The organism is Occallatibacter sp., from assembly GCF_049582745.1.
Taxonomy (GTDB): domain Bacteria; phylum Acidobacteriota; class Terriglobia; order Terriglobales; family Acidobacteriaceae; genus Telmatobacter.
The window spans coordinates 60138-84980 of the sequence record NZ_JBAUUO010000170.1; the positions used below are offsets into that span (position 1 = coordinate 60138).

Below are 24843 nucleotides of genomic sequence, written 5' to 3' on the forward strand. Positions count from 1 at the left end.
CCGGTGGGCCTGACTGCTGTTCACTTGGTCGTGAACACAAAATCGCCGGTATCGAGGCTGGCCGATGGCCGGATCGAGCCGCGCAGCGGAGTGTACTGCGGGCTTTGGCCGGAGCGAGCAAGGACCGACTTGCGAATGGAAACGAACAGGTCGTCGGCTGTGAACGTTCCCCCGCTCCGGGATTGCATGGCCTGCAACAGGAGAGCTGCGAAGACGGAGTGTCCCTGAGAGCCCGAGTCGGACACGGGCTCGTCACTGCCGCTGGCCATCAGTGTGCGTGAGGGCGCGCGCTCCATGCGGTGGATGTAGGCCAGGTTGCCGTCTGAAGGCGAAAAGTCGCCGGCGTCGCGCGAGAGGTCGCCGGAAAAACAGCTATCGGAAATGATGATGACGTGGCGGGCAGCCAGTCCGCGCACCTCTGTGATCAGGTCGTCTGCCGAGATGTCGCGCGACGTAATCAGAGGATCGGAATCCGCGTCCACGGGCAGCCAATAGCCCTTCTCGGTTGCGCGATCGTACGATCCGTGGCCGGCATAGTAGATCAGAAAGCTGTCGTTTTCAGCCAGGCTCTTGCGGAAGCGGGTAATGGCATCCAGGATCTTGTCGCGTGTGGCGTCATGGTTCAGCAGAGTGGTGACCTGAAAACCATATTTGTTAGCCAGCAGGCCCGCAAACGATTTGGCATCATTGACGGCGGTCTTCAGTTTGGGGAGAGGTGCGGCATAGTCATCGATTCCGATCACCAGCGCAAAGTTATTGCCCGGTTCAAGGCCGCCCTCGTCGGGCGCGGGTTCCGCAACAAGGCCGCGTCGTTGCCGTCCCGGTGCCGGTGCGCTCGCATTGTGACCGGAAGGCCGCGGAGGTAACGCGGTAGCGTCCGGCTGTGCATGGGGAACGGAACCTTGCGCGAAAGAGGTGCTATCGCGTCTCCAGGTCACAGTTTGACCCACTGCATTGTTGCAGATGACCGTATCGGCGTTCACAAAATGATAGGATCCGCCATTGTTGGGAGGCGCAGCGGCTGCCATCCATATTCCATTGGAGGCCGAAAATGCACCTGAGCCGGCGAACGTGAGGCCGCTCGGAGTTTGAATGTAATTCTTGTAACCGTCGGCGTCGTGTACCGAAATGATCGTGACTGTCTGGCCGTTGTTCGAGACGGTGGTTTTCCATTGCCCCAAAAAGCGAGCCGTATCGTCTGCGGCGCGTGCTGCGTGCGCATTGCCAACCAAGCCGATCACTGCGCCTGCAAATGCACCGTTGAGGCACAGTCTGATCCACGGCCTCACGATCTTGGTTTCTGAATTCGCCATCTCGCGGTAACGAACGGGAAATCACTCCGGGAAGTGCAAATAGGATACCGGTTTCCGAGGCTTCGAATCAGGAATTCTATTTGCCGCTGAAGGTCGCCGCGGGCGGGACAGAACTCACGGGTCGCTCGGATAGACAGGCGAGCTTTCCCACCCGTCAAATCACGCCCACCAGAATCCGCATCCCTGCAAAGTCAAGCCCTGTTTGTGCGACCCGGCGCCTAAACCACTGATTTCAAAAAGAAGATTCTTGCAGACATTTTGCAGGTAATTACCCTTACATGGCGCACAATGAGATTGCATCCAAGTTGAACGCAAGACCAACAAGTTCGTTGCCGCTCTTGATAAGTCTCGACCGCACGTCAAAATGTGAGACATCGTCTCGGAAACGTCACGAGTGTCATGCTCAATTCACGCTCTAAACCCTTTGCCAAGAACACTCTGCGAATTAACTTCAATACATTGAAGACTTTGCGGAACCCCCTCCGCCTAAGCTTTTTCCGATGAACACTTTACCAAAAAGGCAATTTTGAAAAAAGCGAAACGCAACCGTTCGGTTGCATATCCGGTTCCTGCCGCCTCGGCGTTTCGACCGGCTATTTCCCAACCACGTCGATGGGCACAGTGATCGTCTTCGGCGGCATGCAGGCGTTCTCGTCGCAGGCCTGGTAGTGAAGCTTCGCTTCCACAAGATGGTCGCCGGCGGTAGCGACGATTCGCGCGTCGATGGTGAAGTCGCCTGTGTAGACCGAAAGCTTTTCGCTGGGGTCCACCGGCAGCGTGAAGTCTGCGCCGGCCGGATAAGTCGCGCCCGCGAGACGCACGCCTGAGGATTCCGGAATCGAGAAGACCGTGGGGATCAGGTACTCTTCACGCGGAGTGTGCGAATTGATGTGCAGATTCTGCCGGATGCGAAAGTGCAGCGCGAGCGCGGCAGGCTTTCCAGCGGGAACGGTCACTTGTTCTGGATAGAGATACTCGACAGCTTCCAATTTGAGGACCGAGCGATGCGGAGACTCGCTCAGCGAATCCTGCGCCCGCGTCGGCACGCAAATCGCGCCAATCAGAATGCAGCTCGATACCCAGATGAGGGCCGCCTTCGCGTCGATCAATTCCCTGCTCCTCAATTCCCCGGCCCCAGCGTCTTTTCGATGTTGGCCACCATGTCTTCTTTTGACGTGATCCCAAGCTGCATCGCAACCACCTTGCCGTCGCGATTGACATAGACCGAAGTCGGCATCGCGTCGAGGCCGCCGTATTTCGTGGCCAGGCTGTCGCCGTTAATCAGGACGGGATACTGCATGTGATATTCCTTCACAAATTTGGCAATCGCCGTCTTGTCGCGCGACCAGCCATCGGCGTCGCCGGGCTGCAGGTCATCGCCTTCCGTCGAGATGCCCACAATTTCAAAACCCTTGGATGCATACTCGTTTTGCAGTTCGATCAGCCAGGGAGTTTCGATCTTGCACGGGCCGCACCATGTTGCCCAGAAGTTGATCAGCAAGGGCTTGCCCTTGAAGCTGGAGAGCGAAACGGTCTGCCCGCTCAGGTTCTCGAGCACGAAATCGGGCGCCGGCTTGCCCACAAGGGACGTCTGGCCCTGCGGAACATCGCCTGCAACCGTGGGAATCAACTCGGCATGCGAGGCGGAGGCCAAGGCACGTTCGGAGGCCTGTTTCCGATACTCCCAATTAGCCCAGCCAGCCCACGCAAAGGTGGCCAGGATCAAAAGTGTGACGCCGAGGACGATGGTGTTGCGCTTCACGGGGGAAAGACCTCTCTCTACTTATTGTACGAGGATGCGGAGTCGCCAGTGAACAGTGCACAGAGAACCAGTGATCAGTGAGCAGGATCGCGCTCCGAGGCTCGTCCGTTACTCCCAACTCCCCACTCCCTAGTCCCTGGTCCCTAGTCCCTGATCCCTAATCCCTCCGGTGTTAAGATCAGAAGCCGATGAACCGCAAAGAGGATGAGAACCGCCTGACGCCGGGAGCACTGGTGCGCACCGAAGCTTCAGCTCTGCTGGGATTGGCTGCGCGGCTTGATGGCGCGATGGCGGCGGACTTCGAACGGGCGGTCGATCTGATTGTGCGTTGCGGCGAGGGCAACGGGCGCGTAGTCGTTACCGGCATGGGCAAGAGCGGCATCATCGCGCAGAAAATTGCCGCGACGCTAAGCTCCACGGGATCGGCTGCTCTGTTTCTGCATCCCGCTGAGGCCGTGCACGGAGACCTGGGCGTTCTGATGCCGGGCGATGTGGTGATCGCATTGTCAGCGAGCGGCGAGACGGAGGAGATTTTGCGCCTGCTGGCAACACTGAAGCGCAAGGGCGACGCGCTGGTGAGTTTCTGTTGCAATCTGCAGTCAACGCTGGCGCAGGCGAGCGATGTCGCGCTGGACTGCTCGGTCGAACGCGAGGCCTGCGTGTTGAATCTTGCGCCCACAGCAAGCACCACCGCCATGCTGGCGCTGGGTGATGCGCTCGCCGTTGCCGTAAGCCTGCGCAAGGGATTCAAGGCGGAGGATTTTGCGGAACTGCATCCGGGCGGCAAGCTGGGAAAACAACTCGCCAAGGTCAGCGACCTGATGCATGCGGGCGACGATGTGCCTGTGGTGGAAACGTCAACACCCATGACCGATGTCATCTACGAGATGTCGTCAAAAAAGCTCGGGATGACCACGGTGCAGGAGGCCGGCAAGCTGCGCGGCGTCATCAGCGACGGCGATCTGCGCCGGCTGCTGGAGCGTGAAGGCGGCGCCGCGCTGAGCAAAACTGCGGGCGAAGCGATGAATGCGGCTCCACGGACAATCGCACCGAGCGAGCTGGCTGCGAAAGCGCTTGCAGTTCTAGAAGAACGCAAGATCACGTCGCTGGTTGTGGTGGATGCAGAGGGGCACGTTGAGGGTGTGGTGCATCTGCATGATTTGTGGGGCGTGGAGTTGATATAGTCTTTCGGCTTTGGAGGCAAAACTGAACATTCTTCTCAAGAAGGTTTCCTACGAAAGCCTGAATAGCCGTCAGCAGGAAACATACAACTTCCAAAAGATCTCCGGCGTTTTGGCAGATTTCGGATATCTAACCATCCGTCTAAGCGACGACTGGAACGGAGCAGATTTCATCGCGCAGCATTTCAAATCAAAAGAATTCCTAAAGGTACAGCTGAAGGGTCGCCTTTGTTTCTACAAGAAATACCAAGGTAAGGATCTCTATATCTGTTTTCGAGAAGCGAGTTTCTGGTATCTATATCCTCACGACGAACTGCTGCCTAAAGTCCATTCCTCCGGCAGCATGTCCGGAACGAAATCGTGGGACAAGCTTGGCGGCTATAGCTTTCCGTCGATTCCAAGGCAGCTCGAAGGACTAGTCCTTCCATACCGCATTCCCGCAAAGATTGATGCATAACAAGACCGCCCTGATCACCGGCGCCTCCAGCGGCTTTGGCCTGCTGACCTCCATCACCCTCGCCAAGCGCGGGTGGCGCGTGCTGGCGACGATGCGCGATCTGAACCGGCGTGAAAAGCTGGAAACCGCAGCGCGGGATGCCGGTGTGCTTGATCGGATCGAGTTTCACGCGCTCGACATCACGCTTGCCCCGCAGATTGCCAAAATCGCGGACTTGGTAGCGGGCCGCGGCGAGCCGCTTCATGCGCTCGTCAATAATGCCGGCTTCGCCGTACCGGGTTTTGCGGATGCAGTAACCGATGCAGAGTTGCGCGAGCAGTTTGATACGAATTTCTTCGGCACGGTCGCGGTAACGCGAGCGCTGCTGCCGCTGATGCGCCGGCAGGGGTTTGGACACGTGATCGTGGTGACCTCGATCTCAGGGCGTATGGGCTATCCGGGCGTCAGCAGCTATGCCGCTTCGAAATTTGCACTCGAAGGATGGACCGAGACCTTGCGCTTCGAGATGCTGCCACTTGGCATCCAGGTCGTATTGGTCGAACCCGGTTCGTTCGAGACCGACATCTGGACGCGCAACGCAAAGCAGACCGCCGGCCTTCGTAACCCGGACGCGGCAAATGCAACGAGAGTGACTCGGTGGCGCGCTAAGTTGGCAGAAGGCGCAAAGAACCGGGCCAATCCGCAAGTCGTCGCAGATACGATCGCAGGCATTCTTGAGAATCCAAAGCCAAAGGTCCGCTACGTTGTGGGTAAGAACGCAAAGATGGGGCTCCTGATGCGCAGCCTTCTGCCGCAAGGCGTCTTCGAGCGCATGATGATCAAGATGACGGGAATGGATGGCTGACCCAGGACGTGTGTCATCGGATGCACACGTGTGTTGCTCCTGACACGACAGCGACCAGCGGCTCACATGTAGCTTCTTTGTTTTCAGTTGCCAACAAATGGCCCTTCTCCTGCACCTCCCTGCGCAGAGGCAGAAGAGAAGGAGCAGGGCAAATGGAAACGTCAGTCGCAACGTGGTTTGCTTTGGGAGGCACCGCACAGGCGCCCCCACGATACCCCGAAGACTACGAACATTTAGAATGGTCGCTGGTACATCCAAACGCCTTGCGTCCGAGGTCCAACCGGCGGCCCAGTGTTCCAGTGCGCCCCACTCAAACGGACGGGAAAGCATGTAAGCCCTTATTTATGCATCGATGGTCGAAGCTCTTTGTTCCTACTCTTCGCGAGGCGCCGACAGACGCCGAAGTGGCCAGTCACAAGTTCCTCCTGCGAGCCGGGTATATCCGGCAGCTTGGCGCGGGCCTTTACAACTATCTCTTTCTCGGGCAGCGATCGCTGAATAAAGTGATCGGCATCGTGCGCGAAGAGATGGACAAGATCGGGCAGGAGTTCTTTTTGCCGGCGCTGTTGCCCAGGGAACTTTGGGAAGAGAGCGGGCGCTGGACGGGCATGGGCGACAACATGTTTCGCCTGAAGGACCGCAAGGGCGCCGATCTCTGCCTCGGTATGACCCACGAGGAGATCATGACGGCGATCGCGCGCAATGAACTGCGCAGCTACAAGCAGTTGCCGCAGATCTGGTACCAGATCCAGACCAAGTTCCGCGATGAGCCGCGTCCGAAATCGGGATTGCTGCGGGTGCGGCAGTTCATGATGAAGGACTCGTACTCCTTCGACCTGGACGCGGCGGGGTTAGACAAGAGCTACAGCCAGCACGATGGAGTCTATCGCGCAATCTTCAAGCGCTGCGGGCTCAAGTTCGTCGCTGTCGAGGCTGATTCGGGCGCCATGGGCGGATCGCAGTCGCAGGAGTTCATGGTCTACACCGACGCTGGCGAGGACCTGATCGCAAGCTGCCCGGTATGTGGCTACGCCGCCAATCTCGAGAAGGCAACGTCGCGCCTCGAGGCGGTGGCGGAGATGGAGCCGACGGGCGATGGCATGCCGGAGCTGGTTTCCACCCCCGGATGTGCAGCCATCACCGATGTCGCCGCATTCTTCAAGATTTCGCCGGCATCGGACATCAAGTGCGTTGCCTACATGGCGCTCAAGCGCGGTGCCGGCAAAGCAAAGGATACATGGCACGGTGTTGCGGTCTTCCTGCGCGGCGATCACCAGGTGAATGAAACCAAGCTTCTCGGAGCGATCAAGGGTGCGGAGCTTCGCACCATGCAGGCCGAGGAGTTGGAGCAATACTTCAAGGGCCCCGCGGGTTATCTGGGACCGGTGGGCCTGACGCACGATGATAAGCCGCTTGGTGAAGGGCTCACCGTTGTGCTGGACAAATCGCTCGAAGGTCGAAAGAACCTCGTCTGCGGCGCGAACAAGCTGGACTATCATTTGCGCAACGTGGTTCCAGGTCGCGACTTCGCCTGGACTTTGAGTGCCGACATCCGCAATGTAAACGAAGGCGAATCCTGCCCCGTCGATAACTGTAAGGGCGTCTTGGTCGTCGGCAGGGCTGTCGAAGTGGGCCACATCTTCAAGCTGGGTTACAAGTACACCGAGTCAATGGGTGCGCGCGTACTTGATGTGAACGGCAAAGAAGTCATGCCGATCATGGGTTGCTACGGCATCGGCATCGAACGCATTCTCACCGCGGCTATCGAGCAATCCAATGACGCAAATGGCTTCTGCCTGCCGTCGTCGATTGCACCGTTCACGGTGATCGTCACGGTAACAAACATTGCCGATGCGATGCTGCGCGAGACCGGCGAGAAGATCGCAGCCGAGCTTGAAGCTGCAGGGCTTGACGTACTGCTTGATGACAGAGACGAGCGCGCAGGCGTCAAATTTAAAGACGCCGACCTCGTGGGAATTCCATACCGAATCAATGTGGGCAAGAAGACGGCGAGCGGCCAGGTGGAACTGGTATCGCGCGCCAAGGCGAGCAGTGTGGATGTCGCGATTCCAGAAGTAGTGGCACAGGTGAAGCAGCGCGTACTGGAGGAGAAGCTATTGGCTGAAAGCTCATAGACGCTCGGCCAACGGCTTCTCGTTGTTGACATCGGGAAGTGCATGGGATGGGACACTCCCGGGTCTGTGCGGGGTTCTCTATCACGTCGTGATGGAACAAATGCTTGAATCATGCGTAGGGAAATTGGGGGATTGGGAATGGCATTGAAGATCAGATTGAAGAGACCGAGTTTGAAGCTCTCCTGGTCTTCGTGGCTGGTTCGCGGCGCTGTGGGCGGCGTCCTGCTTGTTGCGCTGGTCGGGTTCTCGGTTTTCACCTTCTACTACAACAAGTACGCGCGCATTGTCGACGAACGGCTCAAGCAGCCGCTCTTTGCCAATACCGCGCAAATCTATGCGGCGCCGCGCGAGGTCCGTCCGGGACAAAAAATAAGCGCCCATCTTATCGCCACGGAATTGCGGGAAGCCGGTTACACGGTCGACGGACTCGCGCATCCTGCGAAGATCGGCACATTCACCGAGACCGCCGATTCGATAACCGTTCACCCCGGTCCTGAGTCGTATCACGCGCCGGATTCGGCCACGATTCACACGCGCAAAGGTGAAGTGGATACCATCTCCGACGACCACGGACAATCGCTTTCCAGCTATGAGTTGGAGCCCTTGCTGATAACAGGGCTCAGTGAAGACGCCAACCGCACCAAGCGCCGTCTGCTGACCTACGATGAGATTCCGCCAAACCTCGTGCAGGCTGTTCTCGCCATCGAAGATCGCAAATTCTTCGAGCACGGCGGCGTCAACTTCTCCAGCATGATCGGCTGGGCTTGGCACGACATGATCGGAGACCGCAAGCATCGCGGCGGCGCTTCAACATTAACCATGCAACTTGCCAAGCTGCTCTTTGTGGCAGATACGGGAACCATCAAGTACAAGATCACGCAGATCCTGATGGCGTTTCATCTCGAGAGCCGCTTCACCAAAAAGCAGATATTCGAAGCGTACGCGAACCAGATCAACCTGGGCCAGCGCGGCAGCTTCTCGATTGATGGATTTGGTGAAGCGGCGCAATCCTACTTTGGTAAGGACGTTCAGCAGCTTGATCTGGCGGAGTGCGCGATGCTGGCCGGCATTATTCAGCGGCCAAACTACTTCAATGCCTTCCGGCATCCTGAGCGTACGATCGAACGGCGCAATCTTGTGCTCGATTCGATGGTGGAAACCGGCGCCATCAGCAAGGATCGGGCCGAACGCGCCAAGGATGAGCCGCTGCACCTTGCGCCCGCCAGCGTAGACGCCAGCGAGGCTCCCTATTTTGTGGACCTGGTGCGCGATCAGTTGGTCCAAAAGCTTGGCGATCGCGACTTCAACCGCGAAGGTTTGCACATCTACACGTCCCTCGATCCCGAGTTGCAGCGCATTGCAACGGACGCCGTGAATGAGATCGTCCCCCAGATCGACGCGCAAGTTGAAAAGCGGCACGCCAGGCTAAAAAAACTCAATGAACCGATCACCTACCCGCAAGTTGCGCTCATTGCGCTCAATCCACACACCGGCCAGGTACTTGCGCTGGTGGGTGGCCGCGACTACGGCAAGTCCCAGGTGAACCACGCTGTAGCTCACCGGCCTACGGGCTCTATTTTCAAGCCGTTTGTATATGCAGCAGCGTTTCAAACCGCCGTTGAAGGCACGATGCTGCCTGGCCAGACTGCATTGTTTTCGCCCACAACCATGCTGAACGATCAACAGGCCACCTACGGCGAAGGCACGCAATACGAGTACACCCCCCGCAACTATGAGGGCGTGTTTTACGGCGAGATGACTGCCCGCTTGGCTCTGATGCGATCGGACAACAACGCCACCATCGGCCTCGCTTCCATGGTCGGTTTCGATCGCGTGGCTGCACTGGCGCGCGACGCCGGCATCAAGAGCGCCGTGGGTACGCCATCCATGGCCATCGGCTCTTATGACGCCACTCCGCTGGATATGGCGGGCGCCTATACGGTCTTCTCCAATGGCGGTGTACATATCGATCCGTGGTTGCTGGCCAGCGTGCGCACGCCCACCGGCGACGTCATTACGGACTACACGCCGACTACACGGCAGGTCCTCGATCCTCGCGTCGCCTTCCTCACCACGTACATGATGGAGGCAGTCCTGCAAGGCAACGGGCACGAAGGCTGCAAGGTCAATGGCCTGGATTACTGCGGAACAGGTGCCGGCGTCCGCAACATGGGGTTCACCGCACCGGCTGCGGCCAAAACTGGTACCAGCCACGATGCGTGGTTCGCCGGCTTCACCAGCAGCCTGCTCTGCGTGGTCTGGGTGGGCAACGACGACTATACCGATATCAAGCTTGAGGGCGCCCACGCCGCCGCCCCGATCTGGGCCACGTTTATGAAGAACGCGATCCAGTTGTCGCAGTACTCCGACACCAACGAGTTCACGCCGCCAGATGGCGTGCAGATTGTGACGCTTGATAAGGTGACAAATCTGCTTGCCGATCCGGCGTGCCCCGAAGACTACTCTGCGGCCTTCCTTGACGGCACCGCACCGACGGATACCTGCGATCATCCAACCGATCATCGCAACATCCTGCAGAAGATTTTCGGCCTGGGCAAACCCGGGAACTGAGAATCTCGTATGGAATGGGCATCAAGTCCCCCGGTCAGCTATGTCATTCCGAGCGAGTCGCCACGGCGACGAGTCGAGAAATCTGCGGCTGTCTGTTTTCGTGTGTTGCCTCAAAGGCTGAAGAAATACTCGTTGCCTTGTTCGTCTGGAGTAGTTTGTAGAGATTCTCCCCACTCGGGGGTACAGCCAGGCGCAACAGGTTGACTGACGATGATGCAGTCTCAATTGAAATGCAGAATGGTGATGGTCGAAGAGCGATTATTCGACACGATGACGGAATCCTTTCCGCGATGACCGAGGTTGCCGACAGTGAGTCCGCCCCATCCTGTTGACACGCTTTGACTGAACGAGCGGAACGTGCCGTCACTTTTCTGCAGGAAGAAGAATATTTTGTCGTTCTGAGCGCAGGAGACCACAATATCGCGAAGTCCATTGCCGGTCAGGTCACCTGCGGCCACACGATCGGGGCCGTTGCACCCTGTGAGAGAAAGAGGCGAGCCGGGCATGGTGGTGAGGCCGCCTTTGCCGTCGCCGAGCAGGATGGTAACTCCAAGCTGCTTGGGATCGCGAAGGTCGGGTTCGTAAGGGATCGTCAATACGTCTGGGTTTCCATCTCGGTTGATGTCGTCAATGGTGAACGCCCACGAATTGGCTCCCCCGGGAAATGGTGAACCGGGTGCGGGCCGGAAACCTCCCTTGCCATCACCAAGGAGAAGACCGACGGTATCCTTGCTGTGGCCATTCGTCACCAAATCGAGATAACCGCCCTTGACAAATGTACCGGCCCGAACGCCCTGATCGTAATAACGACCGCTGGCGGCGATGAGTCTTCCCGGGAGAATCAGATTGCCATGCCCGTCGCCTGGAATCAGCAGGACTTCTCCACTTCCCCAGCTATCGGTCACCACTGCAAGCTTGCCATTTCCCAGGAAATCGCCGACAGCCACACCATGCGGGTGCGGATGAGACTGGGTGGCAAAAGGTGAATGCGCCGCAGGCTTGAAGCCTCCTTTGCCGTCTCCGAGCAATACAGTGATGTAGGGCGTTTGGTGATTGGCGATCACCATGTCAGGATGGCCGTCGCCATTCATGTCCGCAATGGCGATGTCGTTGGGATTCGCGTTGCATGGGAAAGGAGAACCCAGTGCGGGCTTGAAGTCTCCATCGCCATCGCCGAGCAGAACGCTGACAGTGCCCTCATCAATATTGGCGACGAGGAGGTCATGGTTGCCGTCACGATTAACGTCGGCGACAGCAACGAACCCGGGCGCTTTACCGACGCGGATCGTCTGCACCGTGAAGTCGGGCGGCGCCGGAGCCGTAGAGCGCCGCATAGCGAGCCACGCGGTAACCACCGCTGGAATGGCCAATGCCGCAGCTAATCCAACAAAACCGTGTCTCATGCCGGTATGAGTGTAAACCTGCATCCTAGGGGGTGCCTTCCCTCTTTTTGCTATCCGTCAATCTCACTGCGGTCGGGCATGGGCTGGCAGGTCTGGCACCAGAAGGTGACGCGCGCGTCGGGGCCTTGCAGGCGATGGCGAACTGCGTTGCCGCAGCGGCGGCAGGGTTCACCGGAACGTCCATAGACCCACAAGCTCTCGCTGGGATCGGAGCGATGCGTTGTACGTCGCTGCTGGCCGCGATAGGTCACAATGGCGTCGGCGGAATCTTCCAGCACATTTGCTGCGACAAGACGTTGTGAAGTGCGAATGAGCGCGGCAACCTGCTCATCGTTCAGCGCAGATACCAGGCAGAACGGGTTGACGCTCTCAACGAAACAAACCTCCGATTTAAAGACATTCCCGACGCCAGCCAGCACCTCCTGATGAAGCAGTACATCGCCGACTTCTTCGCTCGCACAGGCTCGAAGGCGCGCCGCTGCTGTGAGCGGATCGAAGTCTGCGTTGAGAACATCGGCGCCCGCAGGTGGAATGCGCGTCTCGCGTGCCAGCGCCTGCGCGGAGTAGATCCGAGCGACAGGGACCGTGAAAGCAACCGCCTGGTACTCGCGATTCTCCAACACGATGCGCATGTCGCGCGATGGTTTTTGCCAGCGCTCACCGATGCGATAGAGGTGCCACGATCCATTCATCAGCATGTGCGTGGCAAGCGTTGCTCCGCCGGAAAGATGAATCAGGAGCCACTTGCCCCGGGATTCAACGCGGTCAACGATCTGGCCGGTGATGGGTGTGTCGTCGTGGAAACGCGTCAGCAGCGGGTAATTGGACCGGAAGCCCGTGATTGGCCTACCGATAAGTGCGCGGCCCATGGAGCGCGCCGTGCGGAAGATGGTATCGCCCTCAGGCATGGTCTATTGCAGTTCCTCGGGTGCCGGGTCGGCGGCGTGCGGGTCGTGATGGATGGGAATCGGAATGCGGCGCAGGTGCAGGCCGAGAGGTCCGGGGTGGAAGCCGGCATCCATCAGAAAGCGCGCCATGGGATGGGCTGCGACAGGCTGGCCGTTAATCGTAGTGATCAGCACGCCCTGGTGGCTGCTCAAGCGCATGCGCTCCTGCCCGCGTGCAGACAGGAAGTGCGCAAGCCCCGCGGACACCTTCGACCGCTCCGGTTCATCGGCGGGGAGAAAGACGAGCAGGTTGGGATTGTGACGGCGCAGCCATGCAACGAGTTGGCCATTGCGCAAGATCACCTCAGCGTAAACCGCGCGGGTTAAGACTCGCGGCGCACTTTCGGCATCGTCATCCATTGCCGGCAGATCGGGCCAGCGCAGCACAGAGCCATACGGATTGGCTGTGTCTGTTGCGGCAAGCTGGATGAACTCCGGCTTCTCGGCCGGAGGCTCGGTGCGCAGTTGGCGCAAAAGGTCGACAGCGGCCGGCAATGCAAATTGAGTGGCGCCGAGGCCGGCAACAAAGTAGCCGCGGCGAATGCGGCCACCCTCCTCCAGCGCCTTCAGCACATCGTAGACGGCGCTGAATCCGCCCGGAACATTTTCGGCGCCCACCGCTTCACGCGTAAGAACGCCGTAGCGATTGAGCAATTGCAGGGCAAGGGCGTGGCTGGCTTCGGTCTGGGTGGGAACGATTTCGGTTCCCTTCTGTGCGCGCAGCGGCAACAACGACCAGCGGCCTTGCGCGTTCGGCGGTGTGGTGCGGCGAGAGCGAAAGACCACTCCCGTGTGTACGCGTCGTTGCGGGCGCGAAGAATCCGGCCGCACGATGTAAGCGCGAAGAGCGTGGAGTGAATCGTTCGTGACCAGGCCGCGCCACACCAGGCTCCATAATGCGTCGATCGTCTCTCCCGGATATCCGCCGCCCACCGCCTGGTGCAGCGGATCGAAGAAGCTGGCTCCGGCGGATTCGAGAACCGCCAGAACTTTCTCTTCACGCTCGGTGAGAGGATCGGCGAGTGGCCGCTGCTGAGCAAGCAGCGGCAACTTGTCCGCAAGAAAAAGGGCTATGCGTCCGTCCCGCTCGCCGATGGGGTCGATCCCGGCCCACGCAACTTCACCCGCGGCAATCAGCGTATCGAGCCCTGTCGGTTCGTATCCGGCGACGCGTGCGGGAAGGATGGAGGTTTCCAGCAGCGACGCGGGAATGGGAGCTCCCTGCAGGCTTTCGATGGAGTCGAGCAGAACATCGAGATGCGCGTGCGAGATGCGGCGTGGCGAAAGCAGTCCCTGCCAATGCGTAAGGAATCGCGCCAGCGTGTGCTGCTCGACCGGTTCAACTTCCCGGCGAAGCCGGGCCAGCGATTTGCGGCGAATCTGGCGCAGAATCTCCGCATCGCACCACTCACGATGCAGGCCCCCGGGACGGAAACCTCCCTCAAGAACTCGGCCCTCCACCGTGAGCTGATGCAGGGCAGTCTCAACAACCGCGGGGTCGAGTGCAAAGCGTTCAGTGGCTTCCCGCAGCGTGAAAGGACCATGCGTTCGAGCATAACGGCGCACCAGTTCAAGAACCGGATGCGCCACCGGATCGATCAGCGAGGCAGGCAGGCCAGGAGGAAGCGGGATGCCGAGTGCGTCACGGTAGCGAGCGGCATCTTCCACGGCGATGAGGCGGCGGGTGTTTTCACCGCTTGGGGCAATCCGCAGTTCGAGCAGGCGCCGCGCGCGCAACAGGCGGTCAAGGGACTCGAGCAACGCAGAGTCTGCTACACGCCTTGCAAGCTCGGCGCGTGAAAGATCGCCAAGCCGCAGCAGCAAGTCGTGAATCCCATCCGCGGATCGTGCGCAATACGATTCGGCGAGGCACTGGGCAGCTTCTTCGACTTCGGCGATGGCGTCGGCATCGAGCAATTCGCGCAGATCCGCCTCGCCGAGCAGTTCGCGAAGCTGATCCTGATCGATGGTGAGGGCCTGCGCTCGGCGCTCGGCCAGAGGCGCATCACCGTCATACACAAAGTTGGCCACATAGCTGAACAGCAACGATGACGCGAAGGGCGAAGGCTTGTGCGTCTCGACCACATGCACGCGAAGCTGCCGCTGCTCGATGGCGCGCAGAGTCTCGATGAGCGCCGGCATATCGAAAACATCGCGCAGGCACTCGCGATAAGCCTCAAGCAGCAGCGGAAACGATGGATAGCGCGAAGCAACGCTCAGCAGGTCATAGGAGCGCTTGCGCAGTTGCCAGAGCGGTGAGCGCTGATCGGCACGGCGGCGCGGCAGCAGCAGCGCGCGACCCGCGGCTTCACGAAACCGGCCGGCAAACAATGCGGTCGAGCCAAGCTGGCGGAGAACCATCTGCATCGCTTCGGCCGATTCAATGAGGATCCAGTCAGGATCGGGTGGCTCGTCGGTATCCGGAAAACGCAAAACGAATCCATCATCCCCCCAGAGCGTCTCCACTTCGGGTCCGCCCGTGGCACGGATACGCGCACTGATGGCCATGGCCCAGGGTATGTGAATGCGGCTCCCGAAAGGCGTCAGCACGCACACGCGCCAATCGCCCAACTCATCGCGTGTCCGCTCAATCACGATGGTCTTGTCGTCGGGAACCTGCCCCGTTGCGGCCTGCTGATCCTCGAGGAATTGCAGGAGATTTTCGGCAGCTCCTGGATCGAGATCGTGATCGACGACGAGGCGCGTGAGGGCTGCCGGCTTGGGCAGCGCGCGCAATTCGCGGACCAGCGCACCGATGCGGCGGCCAAACTCCAGCGGCCGGCCGGGACCGTCGCCCTTCCAGAACGGCATCTTGCCCGGTTCGCCCGGAGCGGGAACTACCAGCACACGGTCGTGCGTGATGTCTTCGATGCGCCAGGTGGAAGCGCCCAGGATGAACGTCTCGTTGGGATGCGATTCGAAGACCATCTCCTCGTCGAGTTCGCCCACGCGAATCGACTTCCCTTCAGTGTGCGCAAGAAAGACGCCATAGAGACCGCGGTCGGGAATAGTGCCGGCGTTGAGAATGGCGAGACGGGCTGCGCCATCGCGGGCCGTAACGACATTCCGGATGCGATCCCACGTAAGACGCGGACGGAGTTCTGCGAACTCGTCAGAGGGATAACGGCCGCTGAGCAGGTCGAGAACGCCATCGAAAGCTGCGCGAGTGAGAGCACCAAATGGCGCGGCGCGGCGGACCAGGTCGTACAGCGCATTGACGTGAACTTCGGGCTTCGGCTCTTCTGCCGAAGGAGTCGAATTTTCCCAGGTCTGAAAATCCAGACCTGGCGCACCCAGTTTGTGGGTTGAGCGCGAAGCGCCAATACGGCGCTTGAGCTGCTTAGGTCGTATAGATGCCTTGTAGCCCGGTGGGTGGGCAACGATAGCTACAAGCTGCTGGCAAAGCACGTCGAGGGGATTGCGCGGAAATCGGGTGGACTCAATGTGCCCCTCGTGCATGGCGCGCGTGACAGCGGCGCAGGCGACGAGATCCGCGCGGTATTTCGGAAAGAGCACGCCCTCACTGACGGCGTCGACAGAGTGGCCGGCGCGACCGATGCGCTGCATGCCGCTGGCGACCGATGGCGGCGCCTCGATCTGGATGACGAGATCGACAGCGCCCATATCGATGCCGAGTTCAAGCGTCGAGGTGGCGCAGAGGGCCTTGATCTGTCCGGCCTTGAGCTGCTCCTCAATCACCGAGCGCTGGTAGGCAGCGAGCGAGCCGTGGTGCGCCCGCGCGATGGCCTCGCCGGCAAGATCATTCAGCGCGCCAGCCAGCCGCTCGGCAACCTGCCGGCTGTTGACGAAGAGAATGGTGGAATGACGCTCCCGGATGAGTTCAAGCAGCCGCGGATGAATCGCGTTCCAGATAGAAACCCTGCGCGGCGTTTGCGAAGCCGGGCCGGAAGGGATTTCCTCCATCGTCTGGAGCCGCGCCATATCCTCAACGGGAACTTCAATCCGCAGCTTCAACTGCTTGCGTGCAGAGGCATTAATAACAGTGACCGGACGAAAACGCAGTGAGCTCTCGCTCTCGGCGGTCCTCAGGGAAGAATCGTCCGCGTCCAGTTCTGACGGGTCGATCAGACCGCCAGATTTGGAATCCGCGAGAGGCTCAAACGCACCAGAGACACCTGACGCTCTGTCACGAATTCCTGAATCGCTTTGTTCTTCTATGAGAACAGTTTGTCGATTGAGATCTGAAGTCCGGCTTTCCAATTCCCGAGGCTGCGATCTGACCAGGAGCGGCGTTGTCGACGCAACCTCAACTCCGCCGAGAAACCGCGCGACCTCTTCCAGCGGCCGTTGCGTCGCGGAGAGGCCGATACGCTGCAACCGACGCCCAGTCAAGGATTCGAGTCGCTCAAGTGTCAGCGCAAGATGAGCTCCTCGCTTGGTAGGCACGAGCGCGTGAATCTCGTCGACGATGACCGTATCGACGGTGCGCAGTGCTTCGGCAGACTGCGAGGTCAGCAGCAGGTAGAGCGACTCAGGAGTGGTGATAAGAATATCGGCCGGGTCGCGGCGGAAGCGGGCACGTTCCTGCTGCGGAGTGTCTCCGGTACGAATGCTGATAACAGGATCGTGGAACGGCACGCCTTTGCGTCGGGCGAGGTTGGCGATCCCCACCAGAGGGGAGCGGAGGTTGCGCTCGACATCGACTGCCAGAGCTTTCAGCGGTGAAATGTAGACAATCCTGCAGCCCTTCTTCTTCTCGTTATCCACATCGTGCAACATCAGGCGGTCAAGACACCAGAGGAAGGCCGTAAGGGTCTTGCCTGTGCCGGTGGGCGCGAGGATCAGTGCGCTTTCGCCTCGCGCGATGACAGGCCAGCCCAGCCGCTGCGGCGCGGTCGGTGCATCGAAGACTGCCCTGAACCACTCCGCCGTGATCGGGTGAAAACAGGCGAAGCTATCCGTTTCAGGAGTCGAGTTTGGCAAAAGGGGAGGCATCTTTTCCATGGACGCTCTTAGAGCATAACGCGCGCAATGGGGAAAGAAAAGGCGAAGAGGCGATTATGCGAAAAGATCAACTCGAATGAGAATTCGCCGATAACTTCGATCGCGCCGACGCGGTCATCGGTTTCAGTTTGCCATGTCACTCCATCGAGCGACCGAAGCAGAGCTGTGGCAGTCTGGGAAGTACCACACTGAAACACAGGCTGGTCATGCGGCGCTGCTAGGATTCGATTCAGGAGTAAGGTACGTGCGCGAGCACCTGGCCACGCTGGTGGATGATTTCAAGAGACATGAGCGCGAGATTGCCATCGTGCGCTTCCAGGGTGTGCGGCGCAGGGTGACGACCTACGGTGAACTCGCACGCCTGGCCGGCAGGTTCGCGGCGCTGCTTGAAGACCGCGGCATGGGCATGGGCGATCGCGTGTTGCTTTGGGGCGAAAACAGCGCGGAATGGGTTGCTGCGTTCTACGGGTGCCTGCTGCGCGGGGTGATGGCGGTTCCGCTCGACGCTTTCGGGAGCGCGGATTTCGCGAACCGAATTGCAACCGACGTGAAACCGGTGCTGGCGGTTGGAGACGCGGGTTTGCTTCAAAAACTGCAGCCATCCGGCACGCCTTCGATCGCGTTTGAAGTGTGGCCGGCTTCCCTTCCCGCGCGCGAGGCAGGGGCCGTGCCGGGGCTGTCGCATGAGACGCCGCTGCAAATCCTGTTTACCTCGGGGACAACCGGCGATCCCAAGGGCATTGTGCACACGCACGGCAACGTGCTCGCGAGCGTGGGACCGATTGAGCAGGCCGCGCAGCGATACCTGAGGTACGAAAAGTATGTCCATCCGTTGCGGTTTCTGCACACGCTGCCGTTAAGTCACGTATTCGGACAGACGATGGGGATTTGGATTCCGCCCATCTTCATGGCGGAAGTTCACTTTGAAACGCGCCTCGTTGCGCCGAGGCTGGTGGAAACGATCAAACGGGAGCGTATTTCAGTATTGGCCGCGGTGCCCCGCGTCATGGAACTGCTGAAGGCTCACCTGGAGAACACAACGCCGGGGCTGGCCGAGCGCGTTGCGGGTTCAAAGGGCATCGCCGCGTGGAAGCGGTGGTGGATTTTCCGCGACGTTCATCGCATGCTGGGTCTCAAGTTCTGGGCTCTGATTTCGGGTGGAGGAGCTCTCGTGGGGGCGTTGGAGCAATTCTGGAACGCGCTCGGGTTTGTCGTGGTGCAGGGATATGGCATGACAGAAACCACAGCGTTGATCACGCTGAATCATCCTTTTCATGTCGCCAGCGGAACGATCGGCAAACCTCTGCCGGGGCGGGATGTGAAGATCGGTCCGGACGGCGAAGTACTGGTGAAGGGAGCGATGATTTCGACCGCAACCTGGAGCGGCGGCGAGCTTCGCCAGCGCAACGATGAGTGGCTGGCAACGGGAGACCTGGCCGAAGAACAGGTAACCGGCGAGTTGCGTTTTATGGGCCGCAAGAGCGAGACCATCGTCACCGCTGCGGGAGTGAATGTGCATCCCGAGGATCTCGAAGCCGCACTTGAAGAGCAGCACGAAATCGCAGCAAGTGCGGTTGTTGCCGTTGAAACCGCGTCGGGGCCGGAGCCATGCGCGGTACTCGTCGTGCGCGGAGGTGAAAAGCAGGCGGCTGAAGCAGTGGAGCGGGCCAATACGCGCCTGGCGGAGTTTCAGCGCATCCAGCGCTGGATGCTGTGGCCGGAGCCGGATCTGCCCCGAACGTCGACGGGCAAAGTGCGGAGAAAACCCATTGCCGAGTGGGTCGCAAGGCGCGCGGCTGACACTGCCGCGGACCCCGCAACCAGAGCCACCGCGCTGCGGAACGAGCGAAGCGGAGACTGGCTGTATGCGCTGGTGGCGGAGATTTCAGGCGAGCATCCCCCGGGGGAAGACGACTTGCGGCTGAGCGAAGACTTTCATCTGGACAGCCTGGGACGTGTGCAACTTGCAGCAGCACTGGAAGAGCGGCTGACCGATGCTCCCAGGGAGGGCGTTGTCGATGCAGCGAAGACCCTGGGAGATTTGAGACGGATCGCCGGCGGAGTCCGCAGCTCGGAAATCGCTAGGCGAATTCCGTCCGAAGGGCGGTTGAAACGCGAAGGAGAATTCGATACTGCGGATCGAAACACTGAAACCACCACCTCCCCATCACAGCATGCGAATGTCGTTCGCGGTGACGAGGCGGGTGCGAGTATGACTCTCGCGACCGGCTCGCAACCCCAGGGGATATCGGCTGCCAGTCCGGATTTCAAGTATCCGCGGTGGCCGTGGTGGCGGCCCATGCATTGGCTGCGAGCCGCCTTCCTTGATTTGGTTGCACAACCGCTTGTCTGGTTCCTCGGATCGCCGCGTGTGTCGTTGCCGCCCGTCATGCGAACCAGCGAGCCCGTGCTGATCATCTGCAACCACGTCACAGCCTATGATGGCGCACTGGTCGAGTATGCGCTTCCAGGACGAATGCGACGTTGGGTTGCGGCAGCGATGTCGGGCGAAATGCTGGAGGACTTCCGGCACTTCCGCGATCCTGACTCGCAGCGTTTTATGCTGTTTGGCCCTGCGGCATACTGGTTGGTGACCGCGCTTTACAACGTCTTCCCGCTGCCAAGACGGCAAGGTTTCCAGCGCAGTTTTGCCCATGCGGGCGAGGCAATGGACCGCGGATACAACGTGCTGGTGTTTCCCGAAGGAACGCGGTCCGATGCGGGACAACTTGCACCGTTCAGGCCGGGAATTGGCCTGCTGGTGAAACAAACCCATGCTCCGGTGCTGCCCATAGCGATTCTGGGATTAGGCGAATTGAAGGCGAGCGATCGCGGATGGTTTCGGTCAGGAAAGATTCACATCCGTGTGGGAGAGCTGATGCGTTTCGATCCAACCGACAGCGAAGGCGCCATTACTGCGGCTCTTCATGCGAAGGTGGCCGATCTGATGGAAATGAAGCCGCCAGCCGTAAACAGTATCCGGTGAACAGTCTCAGTGGTCCGCGGCTGGAGAAGGTGGCTGCGGACTCTCTGCGGAAGCCGGCGTTGCACCCTGGGCAGCGTAGTAGTCGTGCGGCGCACCGCGGTGACCCTGGCAACGGGCAAACAATTCCAACCCGAGCGCCGTAGGCGTAAGATTCGCGTCCTGTTCAAAGTTGAAGTATTTCGACTTTACCCTGGGCTCGAGCAGACCGAGGTTGGCAAGCTGGAAGATGTTGCGATCGATCTTCATCAGATCGTGCGCTCCGGCGATTTGCATCAGGTCCTGTGTCGTGCAGATAACCGGGTGGGCTGAAACCGCTCCGGAATTTGCAAAGATCTTCTGAGATTTTGTGCAGGCCGTGGTGAAGAGACGTCCATCGATGGTCGCGAGCTCGGCGAGCAGGTCGATATAGGGGAGGTTCGATTCGTCGTCGCCCATCAGAGTGCAGGCGGTGGCAAGGATGCCTGCCCAAAGTTGTTGGGTGATGCCATCTTCAGCCCACGAGCCTTCCTGGACGACACGCATGACAACATTTTGCGGGGCACGGAGCCTGTCGAAATCGCGCTCAGCGGCGAGCATTGCCTCGGCGCGGTGGGTGATTCCGATGGCGTTTGCGACGCGAATATTGCTGAGCCCTTCACGAAACAGGAGCTTGAGTTCCTGCGTTGCCGAAGGACATATACGTCGCAGAAAGGCAAGCGACCGGGCAAGTCGGAATTCACTGAGAATATCTTCCGGTTTGATGAGGTCGTCGGTCTTCCAAAGCCACAAGTCCATGCATTCCGGAAGTATGAAGGTGAGGCCCATGCCGTCTTCGCCCCAGCGCACCGCTTTTGTCTGCAAGGTGACCTGGTGATCCGGGCTATCGTCGGCCAGTTCCGGATAGACGAGACGAACGGGATTCACTTCTCCCTCGGGCCAGCGTTCCCGCGTGACCAGATACATACCCGTCGCGCTGATGTTTCTAACAATGTCGAGGCCGGGCGAGGATCCGGTCCAGTGAATGGCTTCGAGGCCGGGCACCGGGCGCCGTTCGGCACGGGGCTGCTGGGACTCCTCATGCGGGAACGCCTTTTCGAACCAGCTCCTCAGAGACCTCACTCCATCCTCCTCGCATCGCGGCGGCTGTCGGATAAAGCTTGCGGGGCCTGCGGGCCCGCGAACTCGACCCAATGGAAAATTGTTACTGAGTGCATCCTACTCCCGCAATTGCCGCTTCGTAATGGGGAGGTAATTACTTAGGCAGTAGGCACTCGAGCGACCTGTGAACCCATATGGTTAGAGCACCCTGGAGGTTCTGAAACCATCCTCGGTTCGGGGCCTCAGCCAACCGCAACCGTCTCCGCGCCAGAGCATGGAGCGTAGAACTCTTCAGCGGTGCGGCGATGACCGTGGCATCGCGCATAAAGTTCAAGAGCCAGTTCCGTCGGCGTAATCACAGCATGGTCCAGAAGGGAGAAAAATCTCCATTTCACTGTCTTTTCGATCAGACCAAGTTCAACGAGACGCTGAATATCGCGTTCGATGTGGACGCGATCGTGCGTGTCCGCGATTTGGATGAGTTCCAGGGCGGAGCACGTAAGCTGGCGAGCCGATACGCGGCCATCGCGATGAAAGGACTTGGTGGCACGGACACATGAGCCGGAAAAGATGCGGGTTTGAATGGTCGTAATCTGGCTGAGCAGCGATACAAACTTCAGGTTGCCCTCGATCGGCACATCCGGCGTGCACGAGGCTGCCAGGACACCGGCCCAGTAGTGCTGGATCCACTCGGTCTCAGCCCAGGACCCGTCTTCAAGGATGCGGAAGACAACCGCGGGGTCCGCATGCAGCCGCATGCCATCGCCCTCGAGGGCCAGCAATTCCTCGCAGCGCAATGCGATCTCGACGGCGCTCGCAATGCGGAAGTTGCTGAGTTCTTTTCGCAACAGGAGCTTGACTCGATCGGTTCCTTCCGGGGCGATGCGACGAATGAAGGCAAGAGCGTTTGCCAGACGGAATTCCCGCACGACATTTTCAGGCTCGGTCTGGGGCACTTCTGCCCTAATTACGCTCTGCCAGAGATGCAGATCTGAGCCGCATGGCATGAGAAATTGAATGCCCACGCCCTGGGAATCACGGCGAATGACTTTGACCTGAACGGTAACACGTCGCGAACCGGCGCTCTCGAGCGCCCCCGACCGCTGCAGAGTCAACGAACGGATTTCGCCAACGTTCCATTGCCCTTCAGTGAGGAGATAGGCGCCGCTGCGACTGATATTGGCTATTGGGCTTTGCGAGGGGGCGGGGCCACTCCACTGGAAGGCTGCGAGTGCGGGCGATTCGCGGCGCTCTGCGCGCGAACGATAGACGAATGGCAGACGAAACCAGCTTCTGGATGAACCCACCCAACTCCTCTGGCACAGATGGTCTGAGATTGGCAGTTCGCCGGAACGCACCGGATATGGAGCCGAGCACCTTGACCATGTTGCACGCCTTATTGGGATGGAGTTTATGGTGGGTGTTGAGCAGGCGATTGTGTCGCAGGTCACGGTTCAATGTGAAATGTTTCAACGTGGGATCTGCGAGGAGAAGAAAATGCCCGTGCGGGCTTTCAAAAGAAACGCACCCATCCCGCGCGCGTTTCAGACGCAATCAGGATGGGCGGAAGTTACAGCTCGAGAGCGAGGGCGCCGGCAGGAGTGATTCCAACGCCGTAGAAGCCCTGCGCGGTACCGCGATGACCATTGCAGCGGGCGTAGAGTTCCAGGCCAAGACCGGTGGGCGCAACGGTTGTGTCCGTCATTTGCTGAAAAAATGCCGACCTTTCCCGGGCCGCGATGACTCCCATATCCGCCATGTAATTCAGCTCGCGATCCAGCTTGATCAGGTCGTGAGAGCCCGAATACTTCATGAGATCGGCGGCTTTCCAGTTCAGGGGACGCGTAGAAATCATGCCCGGTCCGGTAACAAGCTTGGTGGCCTTGGTGCATGACGCAGCAAGGATGCGCAGATGGAGAGCCTTGAGTTGGCCGAGCAGGTCCACAAACAAGAGGCTCGACTCGTCGCCGCCAGAGGCGGTGCAGGACGCGGCCAGAAGCCCCGCCCAGAACTGAAGCATCCACCTGTCGTCGGAAGACCATGACCCGCCTTCAACGATGCGCATCACCACGTGAGGAAGCGCGTGCAGATGATCGCCTTCTACCGATGCTCCGAGCATCTTTTCCGCCTTGAGGGCAATTTCGACAGCATTTTCAAGACGGTAATTGCTGAGTTCTTCATGAAGCAGGATGCGAACCGAGTCGCCGGTCTCAGGCGATATACGGGAAAGAAAAGAGATGGCCCGTGCGACGCGGAATTCGCGCAGGATGTCTTCCGGCTCATTCTGCTCAGCCGCGCTCTTGAGAGGACTCTGCCAAAGACGAAGGTCGGCGCCGGGGGGGAGAACGAACGAGATCGCCACGCCATGGTCGTCCCAGCGAACCGCTTTAGCTTGCACGAGAAAACTGTTGTCTTTTTCCAGCGGACCGCTGCGCTGAAGGGTCAGAGCGATCACTTCGCCCGGCTCCCAACGTTCCTGTGTCACCAGGAATGCACCGGTCGCGCTGATGTCGCGGACACTGTTTTGCCGCGGGATGGCGCCCTTCCAATGATAGGCGGCAAGTGACGGCGAAAATCGCCGTTCCGCCCGGCGGCGTTCTGCAGCGAAGGAACCTTCAGAATGGGAAGTCGTTGGATTCATGCGGCCCTCGGAGACACTATTCGATGCGAGCGATCCATCGGGAGAGAAGATGTTCACCAGTTCCGAGCCCACGTTCCCGAAGGTGCCCAAGCGTTCTACAACTCACAATCTTACTCTCCTTTATCCCACTTTTGTGGGATTGGCAGCCATTACTTTAGGCACCTTTTGCCGGTTTCTGGGAGTAGACGAATCGGGGTACGTTGCATAATAGGAATCATCCTGACCGTAGAACCTGAGTGTTGGACCCTACGGCGAATGCTGCGAGGTTTCTGTGTCGTTGTTGCTGCTGACGGAGGTTTTTGCTGCGGGCAGCCTGGCCGCCGCAGGGTGCTGCTGCCTGCTTGAGGTGGCAATGATCCTGGAGATTCGCCGCAGCCTGGAGGGTTGGAAGCTGGCGCGGCTCGAGAGAGACATCGCGGTCATCTTTCGCAGCCATCGCCGGTTTTATCCGGGGAGCCCGCTCCGCACGGCTTTTGTAGCGTCTTCATTTCTGCTGGGGTGCTGCATCGCCGCACTGATCGTCATTCATCGTGTGACGCAAGGCATGTGAATCCGGCCCCC

16 protein-coding genes are annotated in these 24843 nt (G+C 59.6%); 7 read left to right on the forward strand and 9 right to left on the reverse strand.

Annotated features, from left to right (window positions below):
- Positions 1-20: 20 nt before the first annotated feature.
- From WCA10_RS23975 to WCA10_RS23985, 3 genes are all read right to left on the reverse strand, one after another.
- Positions 21-1241, reverse strand: a complete 1221-nt coding sequence (locus WCA10_RS23975; RefSeq protein ID WP_472825068.1) for a caspase family protein — start codon at positions 1239-1241, stop codon at positions 21-23.
- 665 nt (positions 1242-1906) lie between these two features.
- Positions 1907-2422, reverse strand: a complete 516-nt coding sequence (locus WCA10_RS23980) for a protein-disulfide reductase DsbD domain-containing protein (protein WP_472825069.1) — start codon at positions 2420-2422, stop codon at positions 1907-1909.
- Between the two features lie 11 nt (positions 2423-2433).
- Positions 2434-3075 (reverse strand): TlpA family protein disulfide reductase, encoded by a 642-nt coding sequence (locus WCA10_RS23985; RefSeq protein ID WP_472825070.1) that lies wholly within the window; start codon positions 3073-3075, stop codon positions 2434-2436.
- A 188-nt stretch (positions 3076-3263) separates the two neighbouring features.
- On the opposite strand from WCA10_RS23985, the gene WCA10_RS23990 reads away from it, so the two are divergent.
- The 5 genes from WCA10_RS23990 to WCA10_RS24010 all read left to right on the forward strand — a co-directional run bounded on the left by WCA10_RS23990 (position 3264) and on the right by WCA10_RS24010 (position 10263).
- A complete protein-coding gene (locus WCA10_RS23990) occupies positions 3264-4259 on the forward strand; it encodes a KpsF/GutQ family sugar-phosphate isomerase (protein ID WP_472825071.1) in 996 nt (331 codons plus the stop codon).
- Positions 4260-4269: 10 nt separating this feature from the next.
- Positions 4270-4713, forward strand: coding sequence for a hypothetical protein (locus tag WCA10_RS23995; protein WP_472825072.1), 444 nt, complete (start codon positions 4270-4272; stop codon positions 4711-4713).
- Positions 4706-5557 (forward strand): SDR family oxidoreductase, encoded by an 852-nt coding sequence (locus WCA10_RS24000; RefSeq protein ID WP_472825073.1) that lies wholly within the window; start codon positions 4706-4708, stop codon positions 5555-5557. Before WCA10_RS23995 ends, WCA10_RS24000 begins: the two co-directional genes overlap by 8 nt.
- A gap of 344 nt (positions 5558-5901) precedes the next feature.
- Positions 5902-7692: a proline--tRNA ligase gene (locus WCA10_RS24005; protein WP_472825074.1), complete on the forward strand. Its 1791-nt coding sequence runs from the start codon at positions 5902-5904 to the stop codon at positions 7690-7692.
- Positions 7693-7848: 156 nt separating this feature from the next.
- Positions 7849-10263: a transglycosylase domain-containing protein gene (locus WCA10_RS24010; protein WP_472825075.1), complete on the forward strand. Its 2415-nt coding sequence runs from the start codon at positions 7849-7851 to the stop codon at positions 10261-10263.
- A gap of 221 nt (positions 10264-10484) precedes the next feature.
- Here the strand turns inward: WCA10_RS24010 and WCA10_RS24015 are convergent, their stop codons facing one another.
- The 3 genes from WCA10_RS24015 to WCA10_RS24025 are packed head-to-tail and all read right to left on the reverse strand — an operon-like array spanning position 10485 to position 17578.
- Positions 10485-11690, reverse strand: a complete 1206-nt coding sequence (locus WCA10_RS24015) for an FG-GAP repeat domain-containing protein (RefSeq protein WP_472825076.1) — start codon at positions 11688-11690, stop codon at positions 10485-10487.
- A 26-nt stretch (positions 11691-11716) separates the two neighbouring features.
- On the reverse strand, positions 11717-12574 hold the full coding sequence (locus WCA10_RS24020) for a DNA-formamidopyrimidine glycosylase family protein (RefSeq protein ID WP_472825077.1): 858 nt from the start codon (positions 12572-12574) through the stop codon (positions 11717-11719).
- Between the two features lie 3 nt (positions 12575-12577).
- On the reverse strand, positions 12578-17578 hold the full coding sequence (locus tag WCA10_RS24025; protein WP_472825078.1) for an Lhr family helicase: 5001 nt from the start codon (positions 17576-17578) through the stop codon (positions 12578-12580).
- Between the two features lie 133 nt (positions 17579-17711).
- On the opposite strand from WCA10_RS24025, the gene WCA10_RS24030 reads away from it, so the two are divergent.
- Positions 17712-20564, forward strand: coding sequence for an AMP-binding protein (locus tag WCA10_RS24030; RefSeq protein ID WP_472825079.1), 2853 nt, complete (start codon positions 17712-17714; stop codon positions 20562-20564).
- Positions 20565-20570: 6 nt separating this feature from the next.
- Here the strand turns inward: WCA10_RS24030 and WCA10_RS24035 are convergent, their stop codons facing one another.
- From WCA10_RS24035 to WCA10_RS24045, 3 genes are all read right to left on the reverse strand, one after another.
- On the reverse strand, positions 20571-21662 hold the full coding sequence (locus WCA10_RS24035; RefSeq protein WP_472825080.1) for an Abi-alpha family protein: 1092 nt from the start codon (positions 21660-21662) through the stop codon (positions 20571-20573).
- A gap of 221 nt (positions 21663-21883) precedes the next feature.
- On the reverse strand, positions 21884-22948 hold the full coding sequence (locus WCA10_RS24040) for an Abi-alpha family protein (protein WP_472825081.1): 1065 nt from the start codon (positions 22946-22948) through the stop codon (positions 21884-21886).
- Positions 22949-23211: 263 nt separating this feature from the next.
- Positions 23212-24372 carry an Abi-alpha family protein gene (locus WCA10_RS24045; RefSeq protein WP_472825082.1) on the reverse strand — a complete coding sequence of 387 codons (1161 nt, stop codon included), beginning with the start codon at positions 24370-24372 and terminating at the stop codon, positions 23212-23214.
- Between the two features lie 181 nt (positions 24373-24553).
- Here WCA10_RS24045 and WCA10_RS24050 point away from each other — a divergent pair, with 181 nt between their 5' ends.
- Complete coding sequence (locus WCA10_RS24050; protein ID WP_472825083.1) at positions 24554-24832, forward strand: hypothetical protein; 279 nt, start codon at positions 24554-24556, stop codon at positions 24830-24832.
- Positions 24833-24843: the final 11 nt, after the last annotated feature.

Coding starts and splice junctions, on each gene's coding strand:
- WCA10_RS23990 (WP_472825071.1), top strand. CDS start 3,264: ATGAACCGCAAAGAGGATGAGAACCGCCTGACGCCGGGAGCACTGGTG.
- WCA10_RS24000 (WP_472825073.1), top strand. CDS start 4,706: ATGCATAACAAGACCGCCCTGATCACCGGCGCCTCCAGCGGCTTTGGC.
- WCA10_RS24005 (WP_472825074.1), top strand. CDS start 5,902: ATGCATCGATGGTCGAAGCTCTTTGTTCCTACTCTTCGCGAGGCGCCG.
- WCA10_RS24015 (WP_472825076.1), bottom strand. CDS start 11,690: ATGCAGGTTTACACTCATACCGGCATGAGACACGGTTTTGTTGGATTA.
- WCA10_RS24020 (WP_472825077.1), bottom strand. CDS start 12,574: ATGCCTGAGGGCGATACCATCTTCCGCACGGCGCGCTCCATGGGCCGC.
- WCA10_RS24025 (WP_472825078.1), bottom strand. CDS start 17,578: ATGGAAAAGATGCCTCCCCTTTTGCCAAACTCGACTCCTGAAACGGAT.
- WCA10_RS24030 (WP_472825079.1), top strand. CDS start 17,712: ATGTCACTCCATCGAGCGACCGAAGCAGAGCTGTGGCAGTCTGGGAAG.